Annotated in this window: 22 protein-coding genes, 1 tRNA gene and 1 pseudogene; 13 read left to right on the top strand and 11 right to left on the bottom strand. The window is 65.5% G+C overall.

The features are described from left to right. Positions 1–7: 7 nt before the first annotated feature. Together soxR and ITX31_RS10895 are read right to left on the bottom strand one after the other, a co-directional pair. The gene (soxR, locus tag ITX31_RS10900; RefSeq protein ID WP_194783370.1) at positions 8–466 is read right to left on the bottom strand and encodes a redox-sensitive transcriptional activator SoxR; all 459 of its coding nucleotides are present in this window, start codon (positions 464–466) and stop codon (positions 8–10) included. A 38-nt stretch (positions 467–504) separates the two neighbouring features. Beyond that, positions 505–1,896: an FAD-binding oxidoreductase gene (locus tag ITX31_RS10895; protein WP_194783369.1), complete on the bottom strand. Its 1,392-nt coding sequence runs from the start codon at positions 1,894–1,896 to the stop codon at positions 505–507. A gap of 179 nt (positions 1,897–2,075) precedes the next feature. On the opposite strand from ITX31_RS10895, the gene ITX31_RS10890 reads away from it, so the two are divergent. Then, a complete protein-coding gene (locus ITX31_RS10890) occupies positions 2,076–3,005 on the top strand; it encodes a Ku protein (RefSeq protein ID WP_194783368.1) in 930 nt (309 codons plus the stop codon). Positions 3,006–3,008: 3 nt separating this feature from the next. Next, positions 3,009–3,263, top strand: a complete 255-nt coding sequence (locus tag ITX31_RS10885; protein ID WP_194783367.1) for a hypothetical protein — start codon at positions 3,009–3,011, stop codon at positions 3,261–3,263. A gap of 12 nt (positions 3,264–3,275) precedes the next feature. Here the strand turns inward: ITX31_RS10885 and ITX31_RS10880 are convergent, their stop codons facing one another. From ITX31_RS10880 to ITX31_RS10860, 5 genes are all read right to left on the bottom strand, one after another. Further along, positions 3,276–3,515, bottom strand: coding sequence for a DUF2630 family protein (locus ITX31_RS10880; RefSeq protein ID WP_194783366.1), 240 nt, complete (start codon positions 3,513–3,515; stop codon positions 3,276–3,278). 45 nt (positions 3,516–3,560) lie between these two features. Next, positions 3,561–4,244 carry a glycosyltransferase gene (locus ITX31_RS10875; protein ID WP_194783365.1) on the bottom strand — a complete coding sequence of 228 codons (684 nt, stop codon included), beginning with the start codon at positions 4,242–4,244 and terminating at the stop codon, positions 3,561–3,563. Then, positions 4,241–5,587 (bottom strand): PIG-L family deacetylase, encoded by a 1,347-nt coding sequence (locus ITX31_RS10870; RefSeq protein WP_194783364.1) that lies wholly within the window; start codon positions 5,585–5,587, stop codon positions 4,241–4,243. The genes ITX31_RS10875 and ITX31_RS10870 overlap by 4 nt, the downstream gene beginning before the upstream one ends. Further along, complete coding sequence (locus ITX31_RS10865; protein WP_194783363.1) at positions 5,584–6,645, bottom strand: acyl-CoA dehydrogenase; 1,062 nt, start codon at positions 6,643–6,645, stop codon at positions 5,584–5,586. The genes ITX31_RS10870 and ITX31_RS10865 overlap by 4 nt, the downstream gene beginning before the upstream one ends. Positions 6,646–6,849: 204 nt before the next feature. Continuing rightward, positions 6,850–7,347 carry a DUF4383 domain-containing protein gene (locus ITX31_RS10860; protein ID WP_194783362.1) on the bottom strand — a complete coding sequence of 166 codons (498 nt, stop codon included), beginning with the start codon at positions 7,345–7,347 and terminating at the stop codon, positions 6,850–6,852. Positions 7,348–7,551: 204 nt separating this feature from the next. Between ITX31_RS10860 and ITX31_RS10855 the strand changes: the two genes are divergently transcribed. After that, positions 7,552–9,030 carry an FAD-dependent oxidoreductase gene (locus ITX31_RS10855; protein WP_194783361.1) on the top strand — a complete coding sequence of 493 codons (1,479 nt, stop codon included), beginning with the start codon at positions 7,552–7,554 and terminating at the stop codon, positions 9,028–9,030. Positions 9,031–9,207: 177 nt separating this feature from the next. On the opposite strand, the pseudogene ITX31_RS10850 reads toward ITX31_RS10855, so the two are convergent. Further along, positions 9,208–9,657 (bottom strand): annotated as a pseudogene (locus ITX31_RS10850) (SRPBCC family protein); the annotation flags it as partial. Positions 9,658–9,857: 200 nt separating this feature from the next. Here ITX31_RS10850 and ITX31_RS10845 point away from each other — a divergent pair. Further along, a complete protein-coding gene (locus ITX31_RS10845; RefSeq protein WP_194783359.1) occupies positions 9,858–10,355 on the top strand; it encodes a Dps family protein in 498 nt (165 codons plus the stop codon). Here ITX31_RS10845 and ITX31_RS10840 read toward each other — a convergent pair. Then, a complete protein-coding gene (locus ITX31_RS10840) occupies positions 10,352–11,089 on the bottom strand; it encodes a FadR/GntR family transcriptional regulator (RefSeq protein ID WP_323745654.1) in 738 nt (245 codons plus the stop codon). The genes ITX31_RS10845 and ITX31_RS10840 overlap by 4 nt on opposite strands. A gap of 135 nt (positions 11,090–11,224) precedes the next feature. Here ITX31_RS10840 and ITX31_RS10835 point away from each other — a divergent pair, with 135 nt between their 5' ends. Both ITX31_RS10835 and ITX31_RS10830 read left to right on the top strand, forming a co-directional pair. Beyond that, positions 11,225–11,743 carry a gluconokinase gene (locus ITX31_RS10835; RefSeq protein ID WP_323745653.1) on the top strand — a complete coding sequence of 173 codons (519 nt, stop codon included), beginning with the start codon at positions 11,225–11,227 and terminating at the stop codon, positions 11,741–11,743. A 115-nt stretch (positions 11,744–11,858) separates the two neighbouring features. Further along, positions 11,859–12,629, top strand: coding sequence for a metal-dependent hydrolase (locus ITX31_RS10830; protein WP_194783358.1), 771 nt, complete (start codon positions 11,859–11,861; stop codon positions 12,627–12,629). A 17-nt stretch (positions 12,630–12,646) separates the two neighbouring features. Here ITX31_RS10830 and ITX31_RS10825 read toward each other — a convergent pair whose 3' ends face one another. After that, on the bottom strand, positions 12,647–13,405 hold the full coding sequence (locus tag ITX31_RS10825) for a LysR substrate-binding domain-containing protein (protein ID WP_194783357.1): 759 nt from the start codon (positions 13,403–13,405) through the stop codon (positions 12,647–12,649). 80 nt (positions 13,406–13,485) lie between these two features. On the opposite strand from ITX31_RS10825, the gene ITX31_RS10820 reads away from it, so the two are divergent. Next, positions 13,486–13,845 (top strand): DUF5997 family protein, encoded by a 360-nt coding sequence (locus ITX31_RS10820; RefSeq protein WP_194783630.1) that lies wholly within the window; start codon positions 13,486–13,488, stop codon positions 13,843–13,845. Positions 13,846–13,983: 138 nt separating this feature from the next. On the opposite strand, the gene ITX31_RS10815 is transcribed toward ITX31_RS10820, so the two are convergent. Further along, positions 13,984–14,066, bottom strand: a tRNA-Leu gene (locus ITX31_RS10815). Positions 14,067–14,479: 413 nt separating this feature from the next. Between ITX31_RS10815 and ITX31_RS10810 the strand changes: the two genes are divergently transcribed. The 6 genes from ITX31_RS10810 to ITX31_RS10785 are packed head-to-tail and all read left to right on the top strand — an operon-like array spanning position 14,480 to position 21,821. Continuing rightward, a complete protein-coding gene (locus ITX31_RS10810) occupies positions 14,480–15,208 on the top strand; it encodes an FhaA domain-containing protein (protein ID WP_194783356.1) in 729 nt (242 codons plus the stop codon). After that, the gene (locus ITX31_RS10805; RefSeq protein WP_194783355.1) at positions 15,208–15,693 is read left to right on the top strand and encodes an FHA domain-containing protein; all 486 of its coding nucleotides are present in this window, start codon (positions 15,208–15,210) and stop codon (positions 15,691–15,693) included. The genes ITX31_RS10810 and ITX31_RS10805 overlap by 1 nt, the downstream gene beginning before the upstream one ends. Before the next feature lie 44 nt (positions 15,694–15,737). Next, on the top strand, positions 15,738–17,213 hold the full coding sequence (locus ITX31_RS10800) for a PP2C family protein-serine/threonine phosphatase (protein WP_194783629.1): 1,476 nt from the start codon (positions 15,738–15,740) through the stop codon (positions 17,211–17,213). Then, positions 17,213–18,631: an FtsW/RodA/SpoVE family cell cycle protein gene (locus ITX31_RS10795; RefSeq protein WP_194783354.1), complete on the top strand. Its 1,419-nt coding sequence runs from the start codon at positions 17,213–17,215 to the stop codon at positions 18,629–18,631. Before ITX31_RS10800 ends, ITX31_RS10795 begins: the two co-directional genes overlap by 1 nt. Continuing rightward, complete coding sequence (locus ITX31_RS10790; RefSeq protein WP_194783353.1) at positions 18,628–20,070, top strand: peptidoglycan D,D-transpeptidase FtsI family protein; 1,443 nt, start codon at positions 18,628–18,630, stop codon at positions 20,068–20,070. Before ITX31_RS10795 ends, ITX31_RS10790 begins: the two co-directional genes overlap by 4 nt. After that, complete coding sequence (locus ITX31_RS10785; RefSeq protein WP_194783352.1) at positions 20,067–21,821, top strand: protein kinase domain-containing protein; 1,755 nt, start codon at positions 20,067–20,069, stop codon at positions 21,819–21,821. The genes ITX31_RS10790 and ITX31_RS10785 overlap by 4 nt, the downstream gene beginning before the upstream one ends. Positions 21,822–21,823: the final 2 nt, after the last annotated feature.

Genomic DNA, 21,823 nt, shown 5'->3' with positions numbered 1-21,823 from the left:
GGTCAAATCAGGTATCGGGCTCCAGCAATCGGGCGCCCGGGAAATTCCGCCCCGAAGCATCATCCGGATTGATGAAACTGCATTCCGCCAAAGAGAGGCAGCCGCAGCCGATACATCCGCCCAGGCGGTCCCGGAGGGCTTCCAGCTGGCCAATCCGGTTGTCCAGTTCGGCCCGCCATGCGGCGCTGAGCCTGCGCCAGTCCTCCTGCCCGGGGATCCCGTCCTCTGGCAGCTCAGCGAAGACGGCGGCTATGTGGGAGAGCGGAATACCGGCTCGCTGGGCGGCACGGATCACAGCGACGCGGCGCAGGACAGAGCGGTCAAAACGCCGCTGGTTGCCGCCGGTACGCCGGCTGCGGATCAGACCCTGCCGTTCATAGAAATGCAGGGCGGATACCGCCACACCGCTGCGCTGGGCAACCTGCCCTACGGTGAGCTCTTCCAGGGCCCGCGATGGACCGTTCATGTGGATACTGCCGCCTCTTCCCTCGGGCCGGCCGGGATTCAGCCGCTTGCGGTGTCCATTAAACCAAGCGGCGGGACAGCGTGCCCGAACCTGAACAGGTTCTGCGGATCCCACTCTGCCTTGGCGCCGCGCAGCAGCTCATAGGCTTCGGGCTCCCACGCCCGCGCCCGGTCCAGTTCATCACCGGCGGGGCCATGGAAGTTGATCAGGCTGCCAGCCGCGTAGGGTTCGAACGCCACGGCAAGCCGCACTAGTGCTGCCTCGACCTGATCGGGCGCAGGAAGCCCGGGCACGCCCAGCACGAAGAGGTGGAATCCTGCGCGTCTTCCGGAAACAGTGTCCGGGAAGGGCGGCTCCGAGGACAGGGCGCCGCCAAGCACACGCAGTTCCAGCATGACGAGCGGGGTGTCGGAACCGGGCCCAACCTGGCGCAGCAGCTCTGCGGCTGCGGCGTCGTCCAGCTCCGTGAGCAGCATGCCGCGTTCCATGGCTGGAGACGGGTCCGCGGGATCACTGTGCACAGCGTCTACACCGAGGTAGTCCATGGGCCCGGCCGTATCACTGACGGCTGGAAGCAGCCGGAAGGGAACAAGCAGCCTGTCTCCCTCCGCTTCGTCACCGAACAAGCCGAAGCGCAGGATTACCGGGGCCGTTCCACGCAGTTCCGGCGGCAGGAAGGGCAGATCCGGCAGGTGCATGAAAGCCAGGGATGCGGACGCCTCATTCGGGAGCCCGGGAGCCCATAGCCGGAATGCATCCAGGACCTGCCCCGCCTGGTCCTCGGGAAAGACCAGCTGGCCGCCGTAGAAGTCGCTCAGCGGCACCGCGGCCATGGTCATCCTCGTAATGATTCCGAAGTTCCCTTTTCCACCGCGCACGGCGGTGAAGAGTTCCGGTTCCGTTTCCGGGTCTGCGATGCGCAGGGTTCCATCCGGGGTGACAACGTCGAAGCTGCGGACATGGTCAGACGCGAATCCAAGGGTGCGTCCCATCAGCGGCAGGCCGCCGCCGACCGTGTAGCCGACCACCCCCACGCGGGCGCTGGAGCCGTGGGCGGCAGTCAGCCCCTGCGGCACCAGTTCCTGCAGCACCGCGTCCCAGCGCACTCCCGCACCGACGGTGAAGGCACCGGCCTCCAGGTCCAGGTCCAGGTCCTGCAGGCGCGAGGTGTTGATGAGCAGGCCTTCATCCATCGGCGCCGACGCACTGTGGCCCGTGGCCTGCACCCCGAGCGGAATACCGCGCGCGGCAGCCCAGGCCACCGCGGCCTGCACATCGCCGTCATCCAGAGCGCCCAGGACTGCATCGGGTTGATGGATCTGGGCCAGGTTGAATGCCGCGGTGTCCTCCGCGTACCCCGTCTCCCCCGGCAGCGACACGACGCCGCGCACGGCCCTCCGCAGCGACTCCAGGTCAGCTTCCTCAATCATGGCAATCTCCCGATAGAACGAATTGGAAACCGGCCCCGGCACCGGCGAATTGCTCCCAAGGGTAGGACGGCGGAAGGACCGGTCCAAGGGGGACGGCAAAAGACGGCAGCAGCGGCCGGGCAACAGGTGCGCCGATGCGGCTCTGGAGATTCACAGTCTGCTTGGTGTTCACTGGGTACATGAGAGCCATCTGGAAAGGTGCCATCGCGTTTGGGCTGGTCAACGTGCCGGTCAAGGTGTACTCCGCCACCGAGGACCATGACGTGAGCCTGCATCAGGTGCATGAAAAGGACGGCGGCCGGATCCGGTACCAGCGCCGCTGTGAAATTTGCGGCGAGGTCGTTGAGTACAAGAACATCGCCAAGGCCTACGACGACGGCGAGCAGACCGTAGTACTCACGGACGAGGACCTGGCTTCCCTGCCGGTGGAGAAAAGCCGGGAAATTGAAGTTGTGGAGTTCGTCCCCAGCGACCAGGTGGATCCAATCCTATTTGACCGCACCTACTATCTGGAGCCGGATTCAAAGTCCACCAAGTCCTATGTGCTGCTGCGGCGCACCCTGGAGGACACGGACAGGACAGCAATCGTGCAGTTCTCGCTGCGGCAGAAGAGCCGGCTCGGGGCCCTTCGGGTGCGCGGCGACGTACTTACGCTGCAGACGCTGCTCTGGGAGGATGAGGTTCGCGAAGCTGCCTTCCCCTCCCTGGAAGAGTCGGTGCGCATTTCCGCGAAGGAGCTTGAAATGTCATCGGCGCTGGTTGATTCCTTCAGCTCGGATTTCAACCCGTCCGAGTTCACTGACGAGTACCAGGAACAGCTCCGCACGCTCATTGAAGCCAAGCTGGAGAAGGGTGAAGCCCTGGATACCCAGGAGACCTTCGGCGAAGAGGCCGAGGATGAGGGTGGAAAGGTCCTGGACCTGATGGAGGCGCTGCGGCGCAGCGTGGAGAAGAACCGGGGCAGCAAGTCCGCTTCCAGCAAGGCCAAGGGCAGCGGGAAAACCGCGGGCGGCGGCAAGGACGATGAAGACGATGAAAAGGACAAAGACGAACCAGCCAGGAAGCCGGCGGCAAAGTCCTCCGGCCGAAAATCCAGGAAAGGCGCGTAGATCATGGGGATTTCAAGTTACTTCCGCGACCGCAGGGGCCGGCAGACCGTCTTCCTCCCGCCAAACCTCCCCATACTGGCCTGGGCCGGTTTGGGAACGGCATCGGCGATGGCACTGACGCCGCGGTACCGGCAGGCGCTCCACCGGGCCAGTCAGGCCGCCATGATGTGGTGGGCAGCAGGGGAAACGTTCCGGGGCCGCAGCCCGTTCCGCCGGACAATCGGCGCAGCCACACTGGTGCGCGCCCTCACCCGCTAGCGTTCCGGACGGTTACTGCCGGCACCCTTCCACTTCCCCTGCCGGCCGCACCCGGGCCGCATCGGGATTCACACCTGCGTCTATACGGGCACGCCGCTGGCGCAGCAGATCCCAGCATTGGTCAAGCCGTTCACTGATGTTCCGCAGCTGCTCGGCATGGGTCTCGGCGCTTTCCCCGGGACCTGCGCTGCGGAGCGACTGTTCCTGTTCGACCAGGCGTTCGATTTGTGCATGGATTTGCTCAGAGTCCATTCCCCCACGCTAGAGCGCCTCCGGCGCCGGCACCACAGTGCAGTGCTAGTTCAGCAGTCCGCGGAGGTACCCGGAGAACCCTGCGGGCGCGCGTCCGGTCATGCGCCCGGAAGTAAGGGCACGAATCCAGTCGGTGGCGATCCAGGGGGCTCCGCCCGCCTTGATCCGTCTGGCCAGGTCCACGTCCTCACCGGTGGTGCCGGGCCTGAATCCGCCTGCTGCGCGGTATGCCTCGGCCGAGAAGCCCAGGTTGGCGCCGTGGATGTGTGGATGTCCCTCCGCGAGGATGTGCCGCGCCCGCCAGAGGGCCAGGTGGTCCGCGTCCAGGTCCCTGGCGTCCGGAACCACGGTTCCCAGCACCATGGCGTACCCGGCTGAAGCCAGTCCCGCCTGCGTCTGCAGCCAGCAGGCGGGAACCGCCGTATCCGCGTCAGTGCAGGCGATCCACTCGACTCCCAGCTCCAGTGCCGCGGCCGCGCCTTTCGCGCGGGCCGCGCCTACGTTCCCGGCGGTGGTTTCCAGCAGGTGCAGTTCGAGTCCCTGTTCCAGGGCGGCCCCGGCTGCCGCGGCGGCAGAGCCGTCGGCACATGAGTCCAGAACCACCACCAGGCTCACCCGGGCCTGCGGTTCGAGTGCCAGGCAGGCAGCACCCACTGAGGCCAGGCAGCGCGGAAGCAGCTCCTCTTCGTCCCTGGCAGGAATCACGACGCCGATGTGCGCAGGCGTCAAAGCAGTCCCTCCCGGCGCGCCACCGATTCGGCGGGTGGATGCACCAGGACGTCGATGCGGAAGTCCTCTTCCACGTGGGCGGAGAGTCTCTCCAGTCCGCTGGAGTGAAGAAAGGCGTCATGGACACCGTCTCCGGTAAGCGGCCAGCCCTCATTGGGATGCCGCCAGTGGCACAGCAGCAGGGCTCCGCCGCGGGCGAGTGAACCCGCGGCACGCTCAACGGTGTCCGCGAGCTGGGCGGGCGTGAGGAAGTAACCGATTTCAGAGATCACCACCAGGTCGAAGGTGCCGCCTGGCCAGTTCTCCGGGATGCTGCCTTCCAGCAGCTCGACGCCGGATTCAGGCTCCAGGCGCTGCTCCGCCAGCCTCAGTGCACGGGCACTGATATCCATAGCCGTCACAGTGTCTGCGCGCCGGGCAAGCTCTTCGGTCAGCACGCCAATGGAACAGCCGGGCTCGAAAACCCTGCCGAAGTGTTCCCGGGGCAGCATGGCAAGGGTCAGCGCCCGTTTCCGGGACTCGTAGAAGCTTGCCTGAAAATTCCACGGATCCGCCGAACGTTCGTAAAGCTCTTCGAAGACTCCGCGGGCGCTGCGCGGAACGGTCAGGAGAAAAGCTTCAAAGGGACGTTCAAAATGGGCCAGGACTTCCGGGCTGAGGAGGACCTCGTCTCCGGGCTGGTCGGAGAGCGGCTCCACCTGGCTGCTGTGCGCAGCCATGGCCGTCCGCTTCGCCCGCGCCGCCTCATCGTCCAGCCCGTAGACATGCAGTGCGGGAGGAATGTCTTCCGGAGTTCCCCAGTGCCAGAGCCAGATGGGGTACTCCAGCAGCGGTATCCGCGCGGAGCGCGCGAACTCGGCCGCCGCCTCGCCGGCGGAATCGTGATCGGTGTGTCCGTCACCGCGCCACGGCGCGGTGATCCACAGCGTTCCGGTCCCGGCGTCGGCGGTCTCCCGCAGGGCCTGGGCCAACGCCTCACGGCACCCGGCCAGGCCGCCGTCAGGCAGCCCCAGCAGCCGGACGCGTGCCCCGGGGGCGAGGGCCGTAACGGCGGCGCGAAGCTCCTGCTCCCGGATTTCCGCCAACTGCCCGGGCGTATGCGTGCCGGAGTCCGGATGGGATCCCTCCCCCGCTGTCGCGACGATGACGTCTACGCTGGTTCCCGCTGCTGCGAGGGCCGCGATCAGCCCTCCGGCACCCAGGGTTTCGTCATCGGGGTGGGCGGCAAGGACCAAGAGCCGGTCCGGCGGGCCGGGAAGAAGGACCGAGAGATCCGGGGCATGTCCCAGGGCCTCAAGCCAGAGTGCCTCATCCTGGCTCGCATCCCGGTGGGTGAAGCTCACCACGGCTCTTCTTCCCGTGCCAGCAGGAGGCTTCCCAGTGACGCGTGGTCACGCCCGGCGTGATGCTGGCGAACGTACACCTGCAGGTCTGCGATCCTGCGGGCGTACTCCTCCTCGGCGGTGAGCGGACCCGGCCCGAGCCCGTGGGCGGCTGCGGCTAGGACCCGTTCGACGGCGTCGGCAACGACGCCGCGCACACGCTGGGCGAGCACTGCGCCGTCCTGTCCCGCAGCCCGCCCGGCGTCGACGTCTGCGGCTGCACCGGCCAGCGTCCTCGCGGCCGCCTGCAGCGAGAGGTCCGCGGCTCCGATAAGCGCCTGGGCGATCTGGTCCGGCGTCCTCTGCCTGCTTGCCCTGAACAGCCTGCGGGCAACGGCCACGGCCCCTCCGTACCAGACAGCCGCTACGCCTATCCCGCCCCAGGCGAAACCGTCCCGTTCCAGGTACCAGTTATCTCCTCCAACCGGAACCGCCGGTACGCGGCCGAAGTCAACCGCCCTGCTGTCCACCGCTGCGAGGCCGCGGCTGACCCAGTGCCCTTCCGCCACCTCAATACCGGCATCGCGCAGGTCCACGGTGAAGGCACGCCTGTTGCCCTTGCTGGTGTGGGCGGTGACCACGGCGTAGTCGAGCTGGTCCGCAAGCGAACACCAGGGCTTGCGGCCGGAAAGCTGCCAGGCGCCGTCGTACTCCGTCGCCTGCAGCGCCATGCCGGGGCCCTCCGCGGCGTACACGCCCCAGGTTCCGGCGTCGAAGTCAGTTGCCGATCCGTTTTCCGGCAGACTCGATGCCTGGGCCAGGATCGCCTGGGCATCGAGGTGAGGCTCCACCACCCGGGCCGCCGTAAGATCAGCGGCTCCCAGTGTGGCCAGCAACTCCCACAGCGCCAGCGTCTTGCCGGATCCGGGCAGCTCTGCGGCGTCTGCGGCCGGCTTCAGGATCAGCAGGGACGTGACTGCAGAGCCATTCGTGTCCGCGGTGAGGGCCATCAGTTCGGACAGGGTCTTCGTGTGCGCGGCGTCCGCAGCCTCAGCTCCCAGCAGAACCGGGCGCCTCACGTGTGCCCTCCGGCGCGGCTGGGGGCATGCTCCACCGCGGTAAGCATGGGGTCATGGAACGACACTGGCCTGCCTCCGTCCAAAATAAGGGTGCTTCTAAATTACCTCGCACATGCCCTGGACGGGGAATAATCGGTAACAAGGTTTCAGGCGCGGTGCAAGGCACGGCCGTCAATTCGGCCGCGCCTTTACCGTCCCGTGCTGCTAGTTGGGAATGCTGCCCTCACCGGGTGATCCGGTGCTCCGGCTCACCCCGCGGGAACGCTCGGAGCCAAGAACGAACCCGAGGATGATCATGACGGCTGCCAGTCCCAGATGCAGCCAGTTGTCCGCCCAGTTGAACGGGACGAAGTTCGCGTCCGAGTTCAGCGGGATGATCAGTCCGTAGATAAACAGGAGCAGGTACAGGACACCAGCACCAATGAGGTAGGTGCGGGAGGACGAGTTGCTCCGTGCCATCCACAGGCCCGCAAAACCGAGCAGCATGTGGACGACGTTATGGAGGATTGACACTTGGAAGAGGCCCAGCAGGACAGCCTCTGAGCCGTATCCGGCGAAATAGAGTGCGCCGTAGTTCGTGGTGATTCCGGGGATGAAGCCGAGAACCCCAATGACCAGGAAAATGACGCCGAAAACCGTGGCGGCAATCTGGGCACTGGTTCTGTGAGCGGAAAGCCCTCGGCTGCTGCTTGCATAAGACATGGCCAACTCCTAATCTCCAGGGGAGAATCATGGACTCCGGCCAGACGGAGGCCCTAAAACCTACGGTTAAAACTGTGGCACAGTCACCCCCTCATGGGAAGCATGCTTACTAACCCGGCGTCCGTGGTCCCGCTGATCCGGGTACCCCCTTGACTCCGGGCCGCCGGCCAGATGGGCTGGAGGCCACCCCGAGGAAGGAAGCACATGGAATCACTCTGGCTCGATACCTCTCCCGCCATTGAAACGGACCAGTTTGTGCCCGGCGAAACCTACGACACCGTTGTGGTGGGGGCTGGCCTGACAGGCCTGGCCACTGCCGTTCTGCTGGCGCGCGGCGGGCAGCGCGTCGCAGTCCTGGAAGCACGCCGCGCGGGAGCCGTGACAACCGGCAACACTACTGCCAAGATCAGCCTGCTGCAGGGAACGGTGCTCTCCCAGATCGCCAGGCACCACAACGTATCCACGGTCTCCGCCTACGTCGCCGCCAACCGCCGGGCGCAGGAGTGGCTGCTCGCCTTCTGCGCCGGCGCCGGCGTGGACTGCGAAACCCGCGACGCCTGGACCTATGCCGTAACGTCCGACGGCGCCGCGGCCCTCGCCAAGGAGCGGGACGCTTGCCGGGCCGCGGGTCTTCCCGTTGAAAGCACCACCGAGACGGAGCTGCCTTTCCGCGTCGAGACGGCCCTGAAACTGCCGGGCCAGGCCCAGTTCCATCCGCTTCAGGCGCTGGCCGCCCTCACCGCCGAACTTCGGTCACTTTCGGGGAGCCTCATCCAGGGCATCAGAGTGAGGGAAGTCCACCACACGGACGGCGACAGGGTGCGGGTGGTGACAGAACCGGGGGACCTGGAAGCGGGACAGGCAGTGCTGTCCACCGGCATCCCGATCCTGGACCGCGGCGGTTACTTCGCCGTCGTCAAGCCCCAGCGTTCCTATGCCAGCGCCTTTCCCGTTAGCGGCGATGTCCCCCAAGGGATGTACCTTTCGGCTGATTCACCGTCCCGGTCACTGCGGACGGCGACGGTCAATGGGAACAAGTACCTGCTGGCCGGAGGCAACGGGCATCCGGTCGGGCGGTCCGCCCACACCAGGGACCGGGTAACCGGCCTGCACGAATGGACCCGGCAGCATTTCGCCGTCGACGAAGCCCGCTACGACTGGTCTGCCCAGGACTATTCCCCGGCTTCGGCACTGCCCTACGTAGGCGAACTGCCCCTCCTCGGCCGGAACATCTACGCCGCCACCGGCTTCAATAAGTGGGGCATGACCAACGGCGTCGCCGCCGCACAGTCCCTGGCCGCCCGGATCCTCGGGGCGGCGGATCCGAACGCGGAACTGTACAAGGCCAAAGTCAGCGTCCCGGATGCAGTGTCCACGGTGAAGGACAACGCGGAGGTTGGCCTGCAGATGATCAGCGGCTGGGCCGGCGGCCTGTCCCGGACTGCGGGAGGGGAGCCCCCGGAGGGACTGGGTGTGGTGGTGCGCGAGGGCGGTTCTCCAGTTGCTGTCTGCACGGTCAACGGAGTGACTACCCGCCGGTCAGCCATCTGCCCGCATCTGCATGGCGTCCTGGCCTGGAACGACGCCGAGGCTTCCTGGGACTGCCCGCTGCACGGCTCCCGCTTCTCGGCAGAGGGTGAACTTCTCGAAGGACCGGCGGTGCGGGGGCTCGACCCGGCGTAGCCGCACGCAAAAGCCCGGCGTCATCCCCATGGGGAAGACGCCGGGCTTTTTGGCCGTTTCAGGCGGAACCGCGGGCTATGCGCCTGCGGCTCGGGGCCCGCCTGACTCGGGATCATCGAGCGATGGGTCGGCCGTTGGGGCGGCCTTCAATCCCGCGCCGGTGTCTGCTGTTGGGGCAGCGTCCACGTTGCCGCGCCAGGATCCCGTCTCGGAACCCTGGGACTCAATGAAATCCTTGAACCGCTTCAGGTCGCCCTTGATGCGGTGATCGTCTGCGCCAACCACGGCGCCGACCTTTTCAGCGAACGTTTCCGGATCCCAGTCCAGCTGTACGCTGACCCGGGTTTCGGTGGCGCTGAGCCGGTGGAAGGTCACCACGCCGGCCTGGGACTTACCGTCCGTGCTCTTCCAGGCCACCCGCTCGTCGGGGTGCTGCTCGGTAATCTTGGTGTCGAAGGTCCGCTCTACGCCGCCGATTTTGGTGACCCAGCGGGACTCAGTGTCAGAAATCTGGGTGACGGACTCGACACCCTTCATGAAGTGGGGGAACGACTCAAACTGTGTCCACTGGTTGTAGGCCGTGGTCACGGGTACTGCAACGTCAATTGACTCTTCTACGGTGCTCATACTGTCCCTTCGGTCGCGGATTGCGCTGTTCCTCGCGGAACGAACCTCCGATAGTAAGGGGCCTTAGCTCCCCTCTGGTCTCACCGTAGCGAAGTGGACATCAGAGCACAAGCTGAAGGTAAGCTTACTTATATCCGGGCTTCCGCCGGACGCTTCCGGCAGGACTTCACGGTCATGGATTCGTCGATACAGGAGGAACAATGAAGGCATCACAGCAGCTGACCACCAACCTGCAGGCCGTACTGGTAGACCTGATTGAACTTCACCTGCAGGGAAAGCAGGCGCACTGGAACGTAGTGGGCAAGAACTTCCGCGACCTCCACCTCCAGCTGGACGAGATCATCGACGACGCACGTTTGTTCGCGGATGAGCTGGCCGAGCGGATGCGTGCCCTGCAGGCGGTTCCGGACGGCCGCAGCACCGCGGTTGCCGAAGGCACATCCCTTCCGCCGTTCCCGGCAGGACTCGTGGACACCAAGGACACCGTCACCCTGGTGGTTGCCCTCCTCCGCGGCACGGTGCAGACAATGCGGGACGTCCACGACCAGGTGGACGAAGAGGATCCCACGACGGCTGACATCCTCCACGGGTTCATCGGCAAGCTGGAGCAGTATGCCTGGATGGTGGACGCTGAGAACCTGGCCCCGACGGCAACCGTGGTCAGCCCGGAGGGTGCAGACAAGGCGCCCACCACCTAGGACGCGGAGTCCCGGCGCCGGCGCAGGTTGGCATCCTCCACCTCCAGGAGGAGGTCAGCCGCCCGCGCCCGGGCAGCCGCCGGGTCCCCCTGCGCCACGGCCGCCGCTATGGCCTCGTGTCCGTCCAGTGCCTCCGGCCTGGGACCGTCTTCAGGCATGAGGTTCTGCCGGCTCCGCCCTGAGAGCACCTCCGAGACCACGCCGTTCAGCGATGCAAACATTTCATTTCCACTCGCCTGCAGCAGCAGCGTGTGGAATTCAATGTCCGCTGCCAGGAAGGCTTCCGGATCGGCGGCATGCTCCCGCATCCTGAGGGCAAGCTGCAGAAGGCGCTGCCGCTGATCCGGGGAAGCCCTGCGCGCAGCTCCCGCGGCCGCAAGCGGCTCGATGGCAATCCGGAGTTCGGTGAGCGATTCGAACTGCTCGTTCCGGCCCGGGCCGGAAAGCCGCCAGCGGATGATCCGCGGATCGTAGACGTTCCAGCGGGATGGTTCCTGGACGACTATGCCGATTCGCCGCTTTGAGTACACCAGGTTCAGGGCTTCCAGGATCTGCATGCAGTCACGGATGACTGTGCGCGAGACGCCGAAACTCTCCTGCAGGCCCGTGAGGGTCAGCCGCGTGCCCGGCGCCAGGGTACCGCCGGCGATATCCCGGCCCAGTGCCTCTGTGATCCGGTTATTCAGAACTTCCGCGGCAGGACGCACCTGCTCCATAACTTCTTTGTCCTGCAAGGCACGTCCTTCACGCTGCATCTGGGGCGGGACCCGACAGGACCAGAGTAGTGCCGGAACCGGCCGGCGGCCACTCTATGGTGATACCTTTATAGTTCCTGAATCCCCAGACAACGTCGTCCCGAGGAGCTGTAAGTGAACCATGTGCCCCGACACCTAGTGATCATGGGCGCGGCCGGATCGGGCAAGACCACTGTCTCCACTACTCTTTCCGAACACCTGGGCTGGATCGCGGCCGAAGCCGATGAGTTCCACGCACCGGCCAGCATCGCGGCGATGACTGCTGGCGTTCCCCTCCGCGACGAAGACCGGTGGCCCTGGCTCGAGTCCATCCAGGCGTGGATGAGCACACAGGCGAGGAACGGGCGTTCAACAGTCATCGCCTGCTCAGCTCTCAAGCGGAGTTACCGCGATGTGCTGTCGCAGGCGGAAGGCCGGGTGCAGTTCGTCCACCTGGACGGCGCTCCGGAAGTGCTTAGTAACAGGATGGCCTCCCGGCGGGGCCACTGGATGCCGGTGTCACTGCTGCCGTCCCAGCTGTCCGCACTGGAGCCCCTGGACGCTGACGAAGACGGACTGACGGTTGATTTCCTCTGCACGCCGGGCACCATTTCCGCACAGATCCTCGAAGGGCTGATTGTCCCGGATTCCTAGCCTGGTTGCCGCCCCGGTCCGGGCAATGTCAGAGGCGGCTGGGAGTATTGGGGTACGCCGGGTAACCGGCTGATGTGGAACCGATGTGAACTGCCCGGAAGGAACGCAAGACACCATGATGGGTGGCCATCACGCCGCGAGCGGCGCAGCGGCATGGGTAGCCGTAGCCTCAACTGCCCCCTACGCCATTGGCCTCTATCCGGTCAGTCCGCTCGGCGTCGTCAGCGGTGCACTGCTGACTGCCGGTGCCGCACTGCTCCCGGACCTGGACCACCACAGCGGCACCATCGCCAATTCACTGCCTCCCCTGACGCGGATCCTGGCCCGGATCACTGAACAAATCAGCGGCGGTCACCGGCGCGGCACGCATTCCATGCTGGGACTTGCCGTATTCGTAGCCCTTGCCGGCGCCCTGGGCGGGCTCACCGCAGAAGTGGAAGGGTTCGGCACCGTGGAGGTTGGGGCTGGACTCCTGTCCATCCTGCTGATGGGATTTGCCCTGAAGGCACTGAAGATCGCCGGCGGTGCCGGGCGCAGCTGGCTGCTGGCCATCCTGCTTTCCGTCTTCATCGCCCTCTTTGCTCCGGAAAACAACGGCTGGCTGCCCCTCGCCGTTGGGCTTGGTGTAGCCGTGCACATTGCGGGCGACCTGCTGACCCATCAGGGCGTCATGATCCTGTGGCCGCTGCGCATCAAGCGGCCCCGGAGGATCGCATCAATGCCGCTGGTTTCCAAGGTCTGGAAAACCAGCGGCTGCCTCTCCGTGCCGATCATCGGCCGGGCGGGTTCCTGGCGGGAGTGGGCCATCATGGTGCCCGTTTCCGTCTATGCGGTCTACGGCGTCATCGAAGCAGCGTTCAATGCCCTGCGCGGCTGGCTGGCCTAGCCCGGCTTCGCAGGGGATCAGCCCCTGCCCTTGCCGGGCTTGCGGCGGGGTGTCCCGCCAGCACCGGGCTTCCCGTGACCGGGCCGGCCTAAGCCCTTCCCCCCTGATGCCTTGGTTCCGGCGGCGTTCGGCGGGGATTTCCTTGCCTTCTTCCCTGTCTTCTTTCCTGCAGGCTCCTGCTGCGAAGAAGGCTGCCGCGAGCTGTTGGCGGTCCGTCCGCGGACAATGCCGATGAACTCATCCACATCCGGATCCTCCGTGTCCTGCAGCCAGGCAACAGCTATCCGTGACCCGGCAACACCGTGGACGGGCCGCGTCAGGACATCCCGGCGGGAATGGATCCGGGCAACGGACATCGGAAGTATCAGCAGCCCGGCACCGGAGGCCGCAACTTCCAGTGCCATGGCCGTTGAACCAAGCTCATCGGCGTCCAGGATGTTCTCACCGGCGAGGTCTGCCACATCCGCCTCGTCAAACGCAGCCAGCGGGTGGTCCTTGGGAGCAGCAACCACGGGCTGCTCACGGTAGAGAGGTATCGCATGCAGGTCGGAGGGCCGTTCGAAGCCTTCCTCGGGGATCCGGAGGAACACCAGGTCTGAATCCCGCCGGCGAAGCGCAGCGAGTATCCGGTCCTCCTCGATCTGCGCCGCGACCAGTGCCCGGCCCCGCCGTTCATTCCAGCGCGAGATCCACTTTCCCGGCGTGACACCCGGAACATAGGCGATTCTCAGCGGTGAAGGGACCGTACCGTGCGTACGCGGGAACTCTAGGGACACCTGTTCACCCTAGCCCAACACTTCTCCCGCAGCCCTGCGGATACCCTTTAACCATGACCCCCCAAAAATCTTCCCAGTCCATGAAGCCTGCGACGGCTGCCAAGAAGCTGGGCATCTACCTTCCGGCTGCTCCCCAGGAATTCCAGGACAACACCGTGACCCGGGCACAGCTGGACGAGATGCAGTCCACGCCGCCTGAGTGGCTCGCGGAGCTGCGCCGCAACGGCCCCCATCCGAGGCCCGTTGTCGCCCAGAAACTGAACATCTCGATCGGCGGACTCACGCGCGGCGGAATCACCGACCCGCTGACCACCGGGCAGATCAACGAGCTGCTTGCTTCACCGCCTGAGTGGCTGGTTGCCGAAAGGGCCAGCTTCGCCGCCGTCCGCGCCGAGAACCAGCGCCTCAAGGAGGAAGCGGACAAGAAGCCGCGCGGCTAATGCCGCAACCGGCCTGCGCCGCGCACGAACAACGCCTTTCTGCCGCACTGCGGCGGGAAGGCGTTGTTTGTTTCACCGCCCTTGAACCGGGCACAAAAAAATCACCCCGGCCAACTGACCGGGGTGATTTCTTGTTTGTGCGCGAGGGGGGATTTGAACCCCCACGCCCTTTCGGACACTGGCACCTGAAGCCAGCGCGTCTGCCGTTCCGCCACTCGCGCAAAGTGATTTCCCGTGTCCTCGGATACCAAGTGCCTCACAGCTGTCTGTGAGGTTGGCATCCCGATTTCCCGGGAACAGCAGAATCAAGCATACCGGCAATTTACCGAAACACCTAAACGGCCCTCCTGCGTCCGTCGGACGGCCCTGATTCAAGACTGGAAAGCCCGTGTTACCGGGACGGGAATCCCCTGGAGGCTGTCCTCCGCCGGCGGGCCTGGCAGCTGCAGTACTCGGGAAACTCGGCAGGGACTGGTCACGGGACACCACTGGGGCGTTAAGGCAATTGCAGGTGGTCCCCAGTAGTATCGGAATGGACATACCCTTCCCTGCCCGCGCAACGCCCGTTGTCCGTGCAGGAGAAGGCAGTGCAGGAACGGCCAGGGAAGTTCCACTTAAAGGGAAGGAGCCGGAGATGGGCATACTCGACAACGTCGAGCGCGGCATTGAACGAATGGTCCGCGGCGCTTTTTCAAGCGGATCCTCCGGCCGCGTGGAGCCCCTTGAACTGGCCATAGCCCTGCGCCGCGAACTCGACGAGAAGTCCATGACCCTGGGCCAGGGGCGGACCCTGGCTCCAAATGTCTTTACTGCGCGCCTCTCCGACGAAGATTTTGCCCGCGCCCAGGAATGGGGCGCACCGCTGGCCGAGGAACTGTGCGACGTCGTCATAAAGCACGCTCGCAGCCAGTCCTACACGCTCCAGGGTGCCGTACGCGTCTCCTTCACCCGCGATTCCGCGCTCAAGCCCGGTTCCCTGGCCATCGATTCCGCTACTGAGAAGACCCGGGCGGCCGCCGCCCGTGCCCCCCAGCCTCCCGCTCCGCGCCAGAGCCCCGCCCGCATGCAGCCAGTGCTGGACATCGACGGCCAGCGGTACTCACTCAATGCGTCCTCCGTAGTCCTTGGCAGGTCCTCGGAAGCAGACATCCTTGTTGATGACACCGGCGTTTCCCGCCGCCACCTGGAAATCCGGACCGACGGCGGCACGGTCCGCGCCGTCGACCTCGGCTCCACCAACGGCAGCTACGTCAACGGCCAGAAAGTCCAGGGGGAAACCATCCTTACCGACGGCTCGACCATTGCCATGGGCAGGACCCGTATTGTCTTCCGCCTGCTCCCGGTCCGACCCGGAGGACGCTGATGGACGGCTCACTGACCCTCACCCTGCTCCGCTACGGGTTCCTGATCCTGCTCTGGATCATGGTCCTGGGTGTTGTCGGCGCCATCCGGCGCGACCTGGTGCTCGGCGCCCGGAACCGGACCGGTGCGCCCACCGCCCGCCAGATTCGAAAAAACCCCTCCCTGGAGCGTGAGGCGGTGCCGCCGGCCAAGGTACAGGCCCGCGAAATGGTGGTCACTGAGGGACCGCTGCGCGGAACCACCCTGGAACTGGCTTCCAGCCCGATCCTGCTCGGCCGTGCGCAGGAAGCCACCCTGGTCCTTGAGGATGACTATGCTTCCGGACGCCATGCCCGGCTATTCCCACAGGGCAGCCGCTGGTTCATTGAAGACCTAGGTTCCACCAACGGGACTTTCCTTGGAGGGTCCCAGCTCACCCGTGCCCAGCCCGTTGACCCCGGAGTACCGATCCGCATCGGTAAAACAGTCATTGAATTGAGGCCCTAGCAGTGGCCCTGGTCCTTCGGTACGCTGCCCGTTCCGACGTAGGCATGGTTCGTTTCAAGAATGACGACTCTGCCTACGTTGGGCGCTACCTCGCCGTAGTCGCAGACGGCATGGGCGGCCACGCGGGCGGCAACGTGGCATCGGCGTCCACGGTGCTGGACCTCGTCCATCTGGACCGCCCTGACCTGGAGGACCAGGCAGTCACCGTACTCGCGGACGAGATCCAGGCCGCGAACTCGCTGCTCTCGGAACTGGTGACTACCTCCCCTGAGCTCTCGGGAATGGGCACCACTGTCACTGCCATGCTGCTGCAGGGAGACCGAGCAGCCCTGGCACACATCGGAGATTCGCGGGCCTACCGCCTCAAGGACGGCGTCTTCGAACAGATCAGCATTGACCACACCTTTGTGCAGCGGCTGATCGATGAAGGCCGGCTGAGGCCGGAAGAAGCCGAGACACATCCGCACAAGAACGTGCTGATGCGCGTCCTGGGAGACGTTGATGCCAGCCCCGAGCTGGATCTGGCAACCTTCGAGGTCGAACCGGGCGAAAAGTGGCTGCTGTGCTCCGACGGACTCAACGCGGTGCTGCGGGACAGCGACATCGAAGCCGTCCTCCGTGATTCGACGGACCTGTCCACCGCGGTGGACACCCTGGTCGAACTCACACTGGCCGGGGGCTCTCCGGACAACGTGACGGTGGCGGTCATTGAAGTGGTCGAAGAAGCGGACGCTCCGGCGCCGGCGCGTGAACCCGCCCCTGTTCCTTCCGGCACGGCGGAAGCACCGGCCGCCGCCTCTGAACGTCCAGCGGCATCTACGGACGCTGCGCAGGCCGGCACGGACGAAGCATCGGATGAAGAAGAGCGCGAGGCCGACAGCCCCGTCCGGGCCGAAGTCATCCGGCGCGATCTTGCCTCCCGTCCGCACCTGCTGGTGGGTGCCGCGTCACTGGCCACCGAAACAGGCCAGATTCCCATCGTCACCAAGCGTTCCGCCGAACGGCGCGCCGCCCGTCTGCTCATGCACAAGGCCGACGACGACGCCGCCACCCCCGAGACCCAGACTCCCGAGCCGCCGCGGAAGCGCCGGCGGTGGATCCTCATCGTGGTGCTGGCCGTGATTGCAGCCCTGCTCGCCTCGGTGCTGTGGGTGGGGTACGCCTGGACGCAGACCCGCTATTACGTGGGCACGGCGGACAACCGCGTGGCCATCTACAACGGCGTCTCCCAAACGCTGGGTCCGATCAAGCTTTCCCAGGTCACGGAGACAACCAACATTCCCGTTGACAGCCTTCCCGAATACTGGCGCAGCAGGGTCAATGACACGGTTCCGGCCAAGGACCTCGTGCACGCGGAACAGATCGTGGACCAGCTCCGCGGGACGGCGAAGGCCATCCTGTGTCCTCAGCCGGACCAGCCCTCGCCCGAACCCTCCCCAACAGTGCTGGCCGATGCCCTTGGCAGCAGCGACGGGCCGGACGGGCTACCTGCCATCGATTCATGTGGAGGGCAGCAGTGATGTCAGATATCACCGCCCCGGCGAAGCCGCGCCGGAACATCGAGGCAGTCCTGCTGATACTGGCACTCGGCGTCGGCGTCGGCGCCAACATGCTGGTGGGCATCGACGAAGACCGCGCCTTTGATTCCGATTTCTGGGTGCAGGGCGGAACCCTCGTGGCCCTTGTGCTCGCCTTCCACGTCGTGCTGCGCTTCCGTGCAAAATATGCCGATCCGGTAATACTTCCGATTGTCACGGCCCTGAACGGCATCGGCCTCGCCATGATCCACCGGCTGGACATCGCCAACGGCGACGACGCAGCGGACCGCCAGCTGCTGTGGAGCACGGTTGCCGTAGCCGCCGCAATCGCCGTCATGTTCTTCATCAAGGACCACCGGATCCTGCGCCGCTACACCTACATCTCCCTCATTGTCAGCGCCGTGCTGCTCCTGCTTCCGCTGATGCCCGGCCTCGGCCAGGAAATCAACGGAGCACGGATCTGGATCAACGTCGGCTTCGGCACCTTCCAGCCCGGCGAAATCGCCAAGATCACGCTGGCAATATTCTTCGCCGGATATCTGTCGGCGAACCGGGACCTGATCCTGCTCGCCGGACGCAAAGTGGGGCCCCTGCAGCTGCCCCGGTTCAAGGACATGGGCCCCATGATGGCCGCCTGGGCCGTGAGTATCGGCGTTCTCGTCTTCCAGCGGGACCTGGGGTCTTCCATCCTGTTCTTCGGCCTCTTCATGGCCATGATCTACGTGGCTACCAGCCGGGTGAGCTGGGTGCTGATCGGCCTGGCTCTGATCGGCGCCGGCGGCTTCGTTGCCGTCCAGCTCTTCAGCCATGTTGCGCTGCGCATCGACAGCTGGCTGAACGCGTTCAACCCGGAGGTCATCGCACGCGTACCCGGCGGCAGCTTCCAGGTGGTGAACGGCCTCTTCGGCCTTGCCAGCGGCGGAATGACCGGCACGGGCCTCGGCCAGGGCCGGCCAGACCTCGTTACCTACGCCAACTCGGACATGATCATCGCCGCCCTCGGTGAAGAACTTGGACTGATCGGAATCTTCGCCATCGTCCTGATGTATGTGCTGCTGGTTTCCCGCGGCTTCCGCGCCGCACTGGGCACCAGGGACGGATTCGGCAAGCTCCTGGCCTGCGGGCTGTCCTTCACCATCGCCCTGCAGTGCTTCGTGGTCATTGGCGGCGTCACCCGCCTCATCCCGCTGACCGGACTCACCACACCGTTCATGTCGGCGGGCGGTTCCTCGCTGCTTGCCAACTGGATCATCGTCGCCGTGCTGCTTCTGATCTCCGATGCGGCGCGGCGTCCCGCCGCCACCGGGCTGCCCCTGGACATGGAGCCGGCCCTGGTGGCGCCGGGTGCGGAGAGAAGCAAACCATACGGCAGGGGAAGGAACGAGGTGGCAGGCGCATGAACCAGGCAATCCGCAACTCCTGGATAGTCGCGCTGGCCATGTTCCTGGCCATCCTGTGCTCGCTGACTTACGTCCAGTTCTTTGCCGCGAACGAGCTCAACGCCAATCCAATCAACAACCGGCAGCTCTACAAGGAGTTTGGTCAGAACCGCGGTTCAATCCTGGTTGACGGGGCCCCGATCGCCGAATCCGTCCCGTCCAATGACCAGTTCAATTACCAGCGCGTCTATAACAATCCGGAGCTGTATTCGGCCCTGACCGGCTACTTCTCCCTGGTTCACGGCAGTTCACAGCTGGAACAGGCACTGAGCGATGAGCTCTCCGGCAACAGCGACCTGCAGTTCTACGACCGGCTGGTCCAGGTCTTCTCCGGCGCGCAGGCACAGGGCGCCTCCGTGGAGCTGACTATTGATCCGCAGCTCCAGCAAATGGCCTATGACCTCATTCCCGAGGGCCAGCGCGGGTCAATCGTGATGATGGACCCAAAGACGGGCGACATCCTGGCCATGGTTTCCAAGCCTTCCTATGACACGAATCTTTTGGCCGGCCACGATACCCAGGCCGTGGAAGCCAACATGGACCAGCTCCTCTCGGTTCCGGGCCTGTCCCCCTACCTGAACCAGGCAACCCAGTCGCTGCTCGCCCCGGGGTCGACGTTCAAGCTCGTTGACGCGGCGGCTGCCCTTGAAACCGGAAAGTTCAACGCCGAGTCGGTGATTCCGAATCCGCCGGCCCTGCCGCTGCCGGGAAGCACGGTGTCCCTGCCTAACTACACCAACGGTGCCTGCGCCAGCCGCAGCGAAGCGGACATCCAGTTCGCCCTGGAGCAGTCCTGCAACACGGTCTTCGCCCAGATTGCGTGGGAAGTCGGCCAGGACGCGCTGGCGGAACAGGCGGAGAAGTTCGGTTTCGGGGAAACCTTCAGCATTCCCACGCCGGTGACTGCCAGCAGCTTCCCCGAGACGGAGGACCAGGCGGAACTGGCCCTGTCGTCCATCGGCCAGGGCAGCGTAACGGCCACGCCCCTGCAGGTGGCCATGATTTCAGCGGCCATCGCCAACAACGGCGTGCAGATGACACCGAACCTCATCAAGACGGTCCGTGCACCGGACCTTTCGGTGCTGGATGAACCCGAACCCCAGGTGCTCAACGAATCGATCAGTCCCGGGACGGCTGCACAGCTGACCGACTGGATGGTCAGCGTAGTAGACAACGGCACCGCCTCCGCAGCCAGGATCCCCGGGGTCAGGGTTGCGGGCAAGACCGGCACGGCTGAAGTCCAGGACCGCGGCGACAACGCCTGGTTTACCGGTTTCGCCCCGGCAGACGACCCGGAGGTGGTTATTTCAATCGTGATGGAAAACGTTGACCTGGCCACCGGATCCCAATTGACCACCCCAAGCGCGCAAAAACTCCTAGAGGCGGTGTTGAATAAGTGAGGCCTACATCGGGTATCACCTTAGGCGGCAGGTTCCAGCTGACCGATCGTATAGCCATCGGCGGCATGGGCGAGGTCTGGAAGGCCCGGGACCTCGTCCTGGGCCGGATCGTCGCCATCAAGATCCTCAAGGAGGAATACACCGGAGACCCGGGATTCCTGAACCGCTTCCGGGCCGAAGCGCGCCACACCGCTCTCCTCAGCCATGAGGGCATCGCGAACGTCTTCGACTACGGCGAAGAAGAAGGTTCCGCGTACCTGGTGATGGAACTGGTGCCGGGCCAGCCGCTCTCCACCATCATCGAGCGCGAAAAAGTCCTGTCCCCTGACCGGACGCTCTCCATCATCGGCCAGACCGCCACCGCCCTGGCCGTGGCACACCGGCAGGGACTCGTACACCGCGACGTCAAGCCCGGAAACCTCCTCATCATGCCGGACGGCCGGGTCAAGATCACCGACTTCGGCATTGCCCGCCTGGCTGACCAGGTGCCGCTCACCGCCACGGGACAGGTCATGGGCACGGCCCAGTACCTCGCCCCCGAGCAGGCCACCGGCCAGCAGGCCACCGGATCCAGCGACATCTACGCGCTGGGCGTCATCGGCTACGAGCTGCTGGCCGGAACGCGGCCGTTCTCGGGTGAATCCCAGATCGCCATCGCGCTGGCCCAGGTCAACGACACCCCGCCGCCTCTGCCTGAGTCGATTCCCGCCCCGGTGAGGGCGCTCATCATGTCCATGCTGGCCAAGGACCCTGCGGACCGTCCCGCGGACGCAGAAGCCCTCGCCCGCGCAGTGGCCGCCATCCGCCGCGGCGACATTGCCGCCGCCGAGCAGGCTGTGCCGGGAATGCTGCTCTTCGGCCCCGGCGGAACTGCGGCGACCAGCGCTGTCACCGCACCGGTCCCGATGCCCGGAGACACCTCCGCCACGCGCGTGGTCGACACCGCCCCGTCCACCTCCGCGCTTCCCGTGGCCTCAGCTGCGGAACAGACCGGTTCACTCGCCGCTTCCCGGGACTGGAATGAAGATGACGGCGACGGCGATGGCTATGACGGTTACGACGAAGAGCAGCCCAAGCGCAAAAAGTGGCTCATCCCGCTGATCGTCATCCTCACCCTCGTGCTCGCCGGCATCATCGCCCTGGTGTTAATGAACCTGAACTCCGAGCCGGCAGGCAACACTGATCCGACGACGTCGCCGTCCACCTCCGCGTCCAACAGCCCCACGCGCAGCAGCGCCTCGCCGACATCGAGTTCCCCCACCCCGACGCAGTCCTCGGCGAGCCCCACCCCGAGTGCGACGGTGGAAGAAATCACCATCAATGCCTCCCAGTACCAGGGCCGCAACGTCAACGAGGTTTCCCAGGAGCTTAGTGCCCTGGGACTGGCTGTCAGCCGGAATCCCGTGCCCTCCGACCAGCCCGAGGGTACGGTCCTTGACGTCAATCCGGTGGGTACACTGTCCCGCGGAGACGCCGTAGCCATCACCTACTCCTCCGGTCCCGAACAGGTGACCGTTCCCGGCGGCCTGCTGAACCAGCCGGAGTCCGCCGTAAGCCAGCAGGTCGTCAACGCCGGACTGGTCCCCGACGTGGTGCGGCAGCCCTCGGCCGACGTACCGGACGGCCGGGTTATCAGCGTCAATCCCCAGCAGGGCGCCACCGTGGCCAAGGGAAGTACCGTGACCATCGTTGTCTCCACTGGCCCAGTACCTGACCCCGGCGCCAGCGGAACAAGCACTGACGGGCCCTAACC

It is taken from the genome of Arthrobacter gandavensis, assembly GCF_015355785.1.
Lineage (GTDB): Bacteria > Actinomycetota > Actinomycetes > Actinomycetales > Micrococcaceae > Arthrobacter_B > Arthrobacter_B gandavensis_A.
This window is presented reverse-complemented; position numbering and strand designations above follow the sequence as displayed.

Excerpts from the sequence above, each read along its gene's own strand:
- ITX31_RS10895 (WP_194783369.1), bottom strand. The coding sequence starts at position 1,896 with ATGATTGAGGAAGCTGACCTGGAGTCGCTGCGGAGGGCCGTGCGCGGC.
- ITX31_RS10790 (WP_194783353.1), top strand. The coding sequence starts at position 18,628 with ATGAACCAGGCAATCCGCAACTCCTGGATAGTCGCGCTGGCCATGTTC.
- ITX31_RS10845 (WP_194783359.1), top strand. The coding sequence starts at position 9,858 with ATGAAGGCATCACAGCAGCTGACCACCAACCTGCAGGCCGTACTGGTA.
- ITX31_RS10800 (WP_194783629.1), top strand. The coding sequence starts at position 15,738 with ATGGTTCGTTTCAAGAATGACGACTCTGCCTACGTTGGGCGCTACCTC.
- ITX31_RS10830 (WP_194783358.1), top strand. The coding sequence starts at position 11,859 with ATGATGGGTGGCCATCACGCCGCGAGCGGCGCAGCGGCATGGGTAGCC.
- ITX31_RS10855 (WP_194783361.1), top strand. The coding sequence starts at position 7,552 with ATGGAATCACTCTGGCTCGATACCTCTCCCGCCATTGAAACGGACCAG.
- ITX31_RS10890 (WP_194783368.1), top strand. The coding sequence starts at position 2,076 with ATGAGAGCCATCTGGAAAGGTGCCATCGCGTTTGGGCTGGTCAACGTG.
- soxR (WP_194783370.1), bottom strand. The coding sequence starts at position 466 with ATGAACGGTCCATCGCGGGCCCTGGAAGAGCTCACCGTAGGGCAGGTT.
- ITX31_RS10880 (WP_194783366.1), bottom strand. The coding sequence starts at position 3,515 with ATGGACTCTGAGCAAATCCATGCACAAATCGAACGCCTGGTCGAACAG.
- ITX31_RS10860 (WP_194783362.1), bottom strand. The coding sequence starts at position 7,347 with ATGTCTTATGCAAGCAGCAGCCGAGGGCTTTCCGCTCACAGAACCAGT.
- ITX31_RS10820 (WP_194783630.1), top strand. The coding sequence starts at position 13,486 with ATGAAGCCTGCGACGGCTGCCAAGAAGCTGGGCATCTACCTTCCGGCT.
- ITX31_RS10805 (WP_194783355.1), top strand. The coding sequence starts at position 15,208 with ATGGACGGCTCACTGACCCTCACCCTGCTCCGCTACGGGTTCCTGATC.
- ITX31_RS10885 (WP_194783367.1), top strand. The coding sequence starts at position 3,009 with ATGGGGATTTCAAGTTACTTCCGCGACCGCAGGGGCCGGCAGACCGTC.
- ITX31_RS10810 (WP_194783356.1), top strand. The coding sequence starts at position 14,480 with ATGGGCATACTCGACAACGTCGAGCGCGGCATTGAACGAATGGTCCGC.
- ITX31_RS10795 (WP_194783354.1), top strand. The coding sequence starts at position 17,213 with ATGTCAGATATCACCGCCCCGGCGAAGCCGCGCCGGAACATCGAGGCA.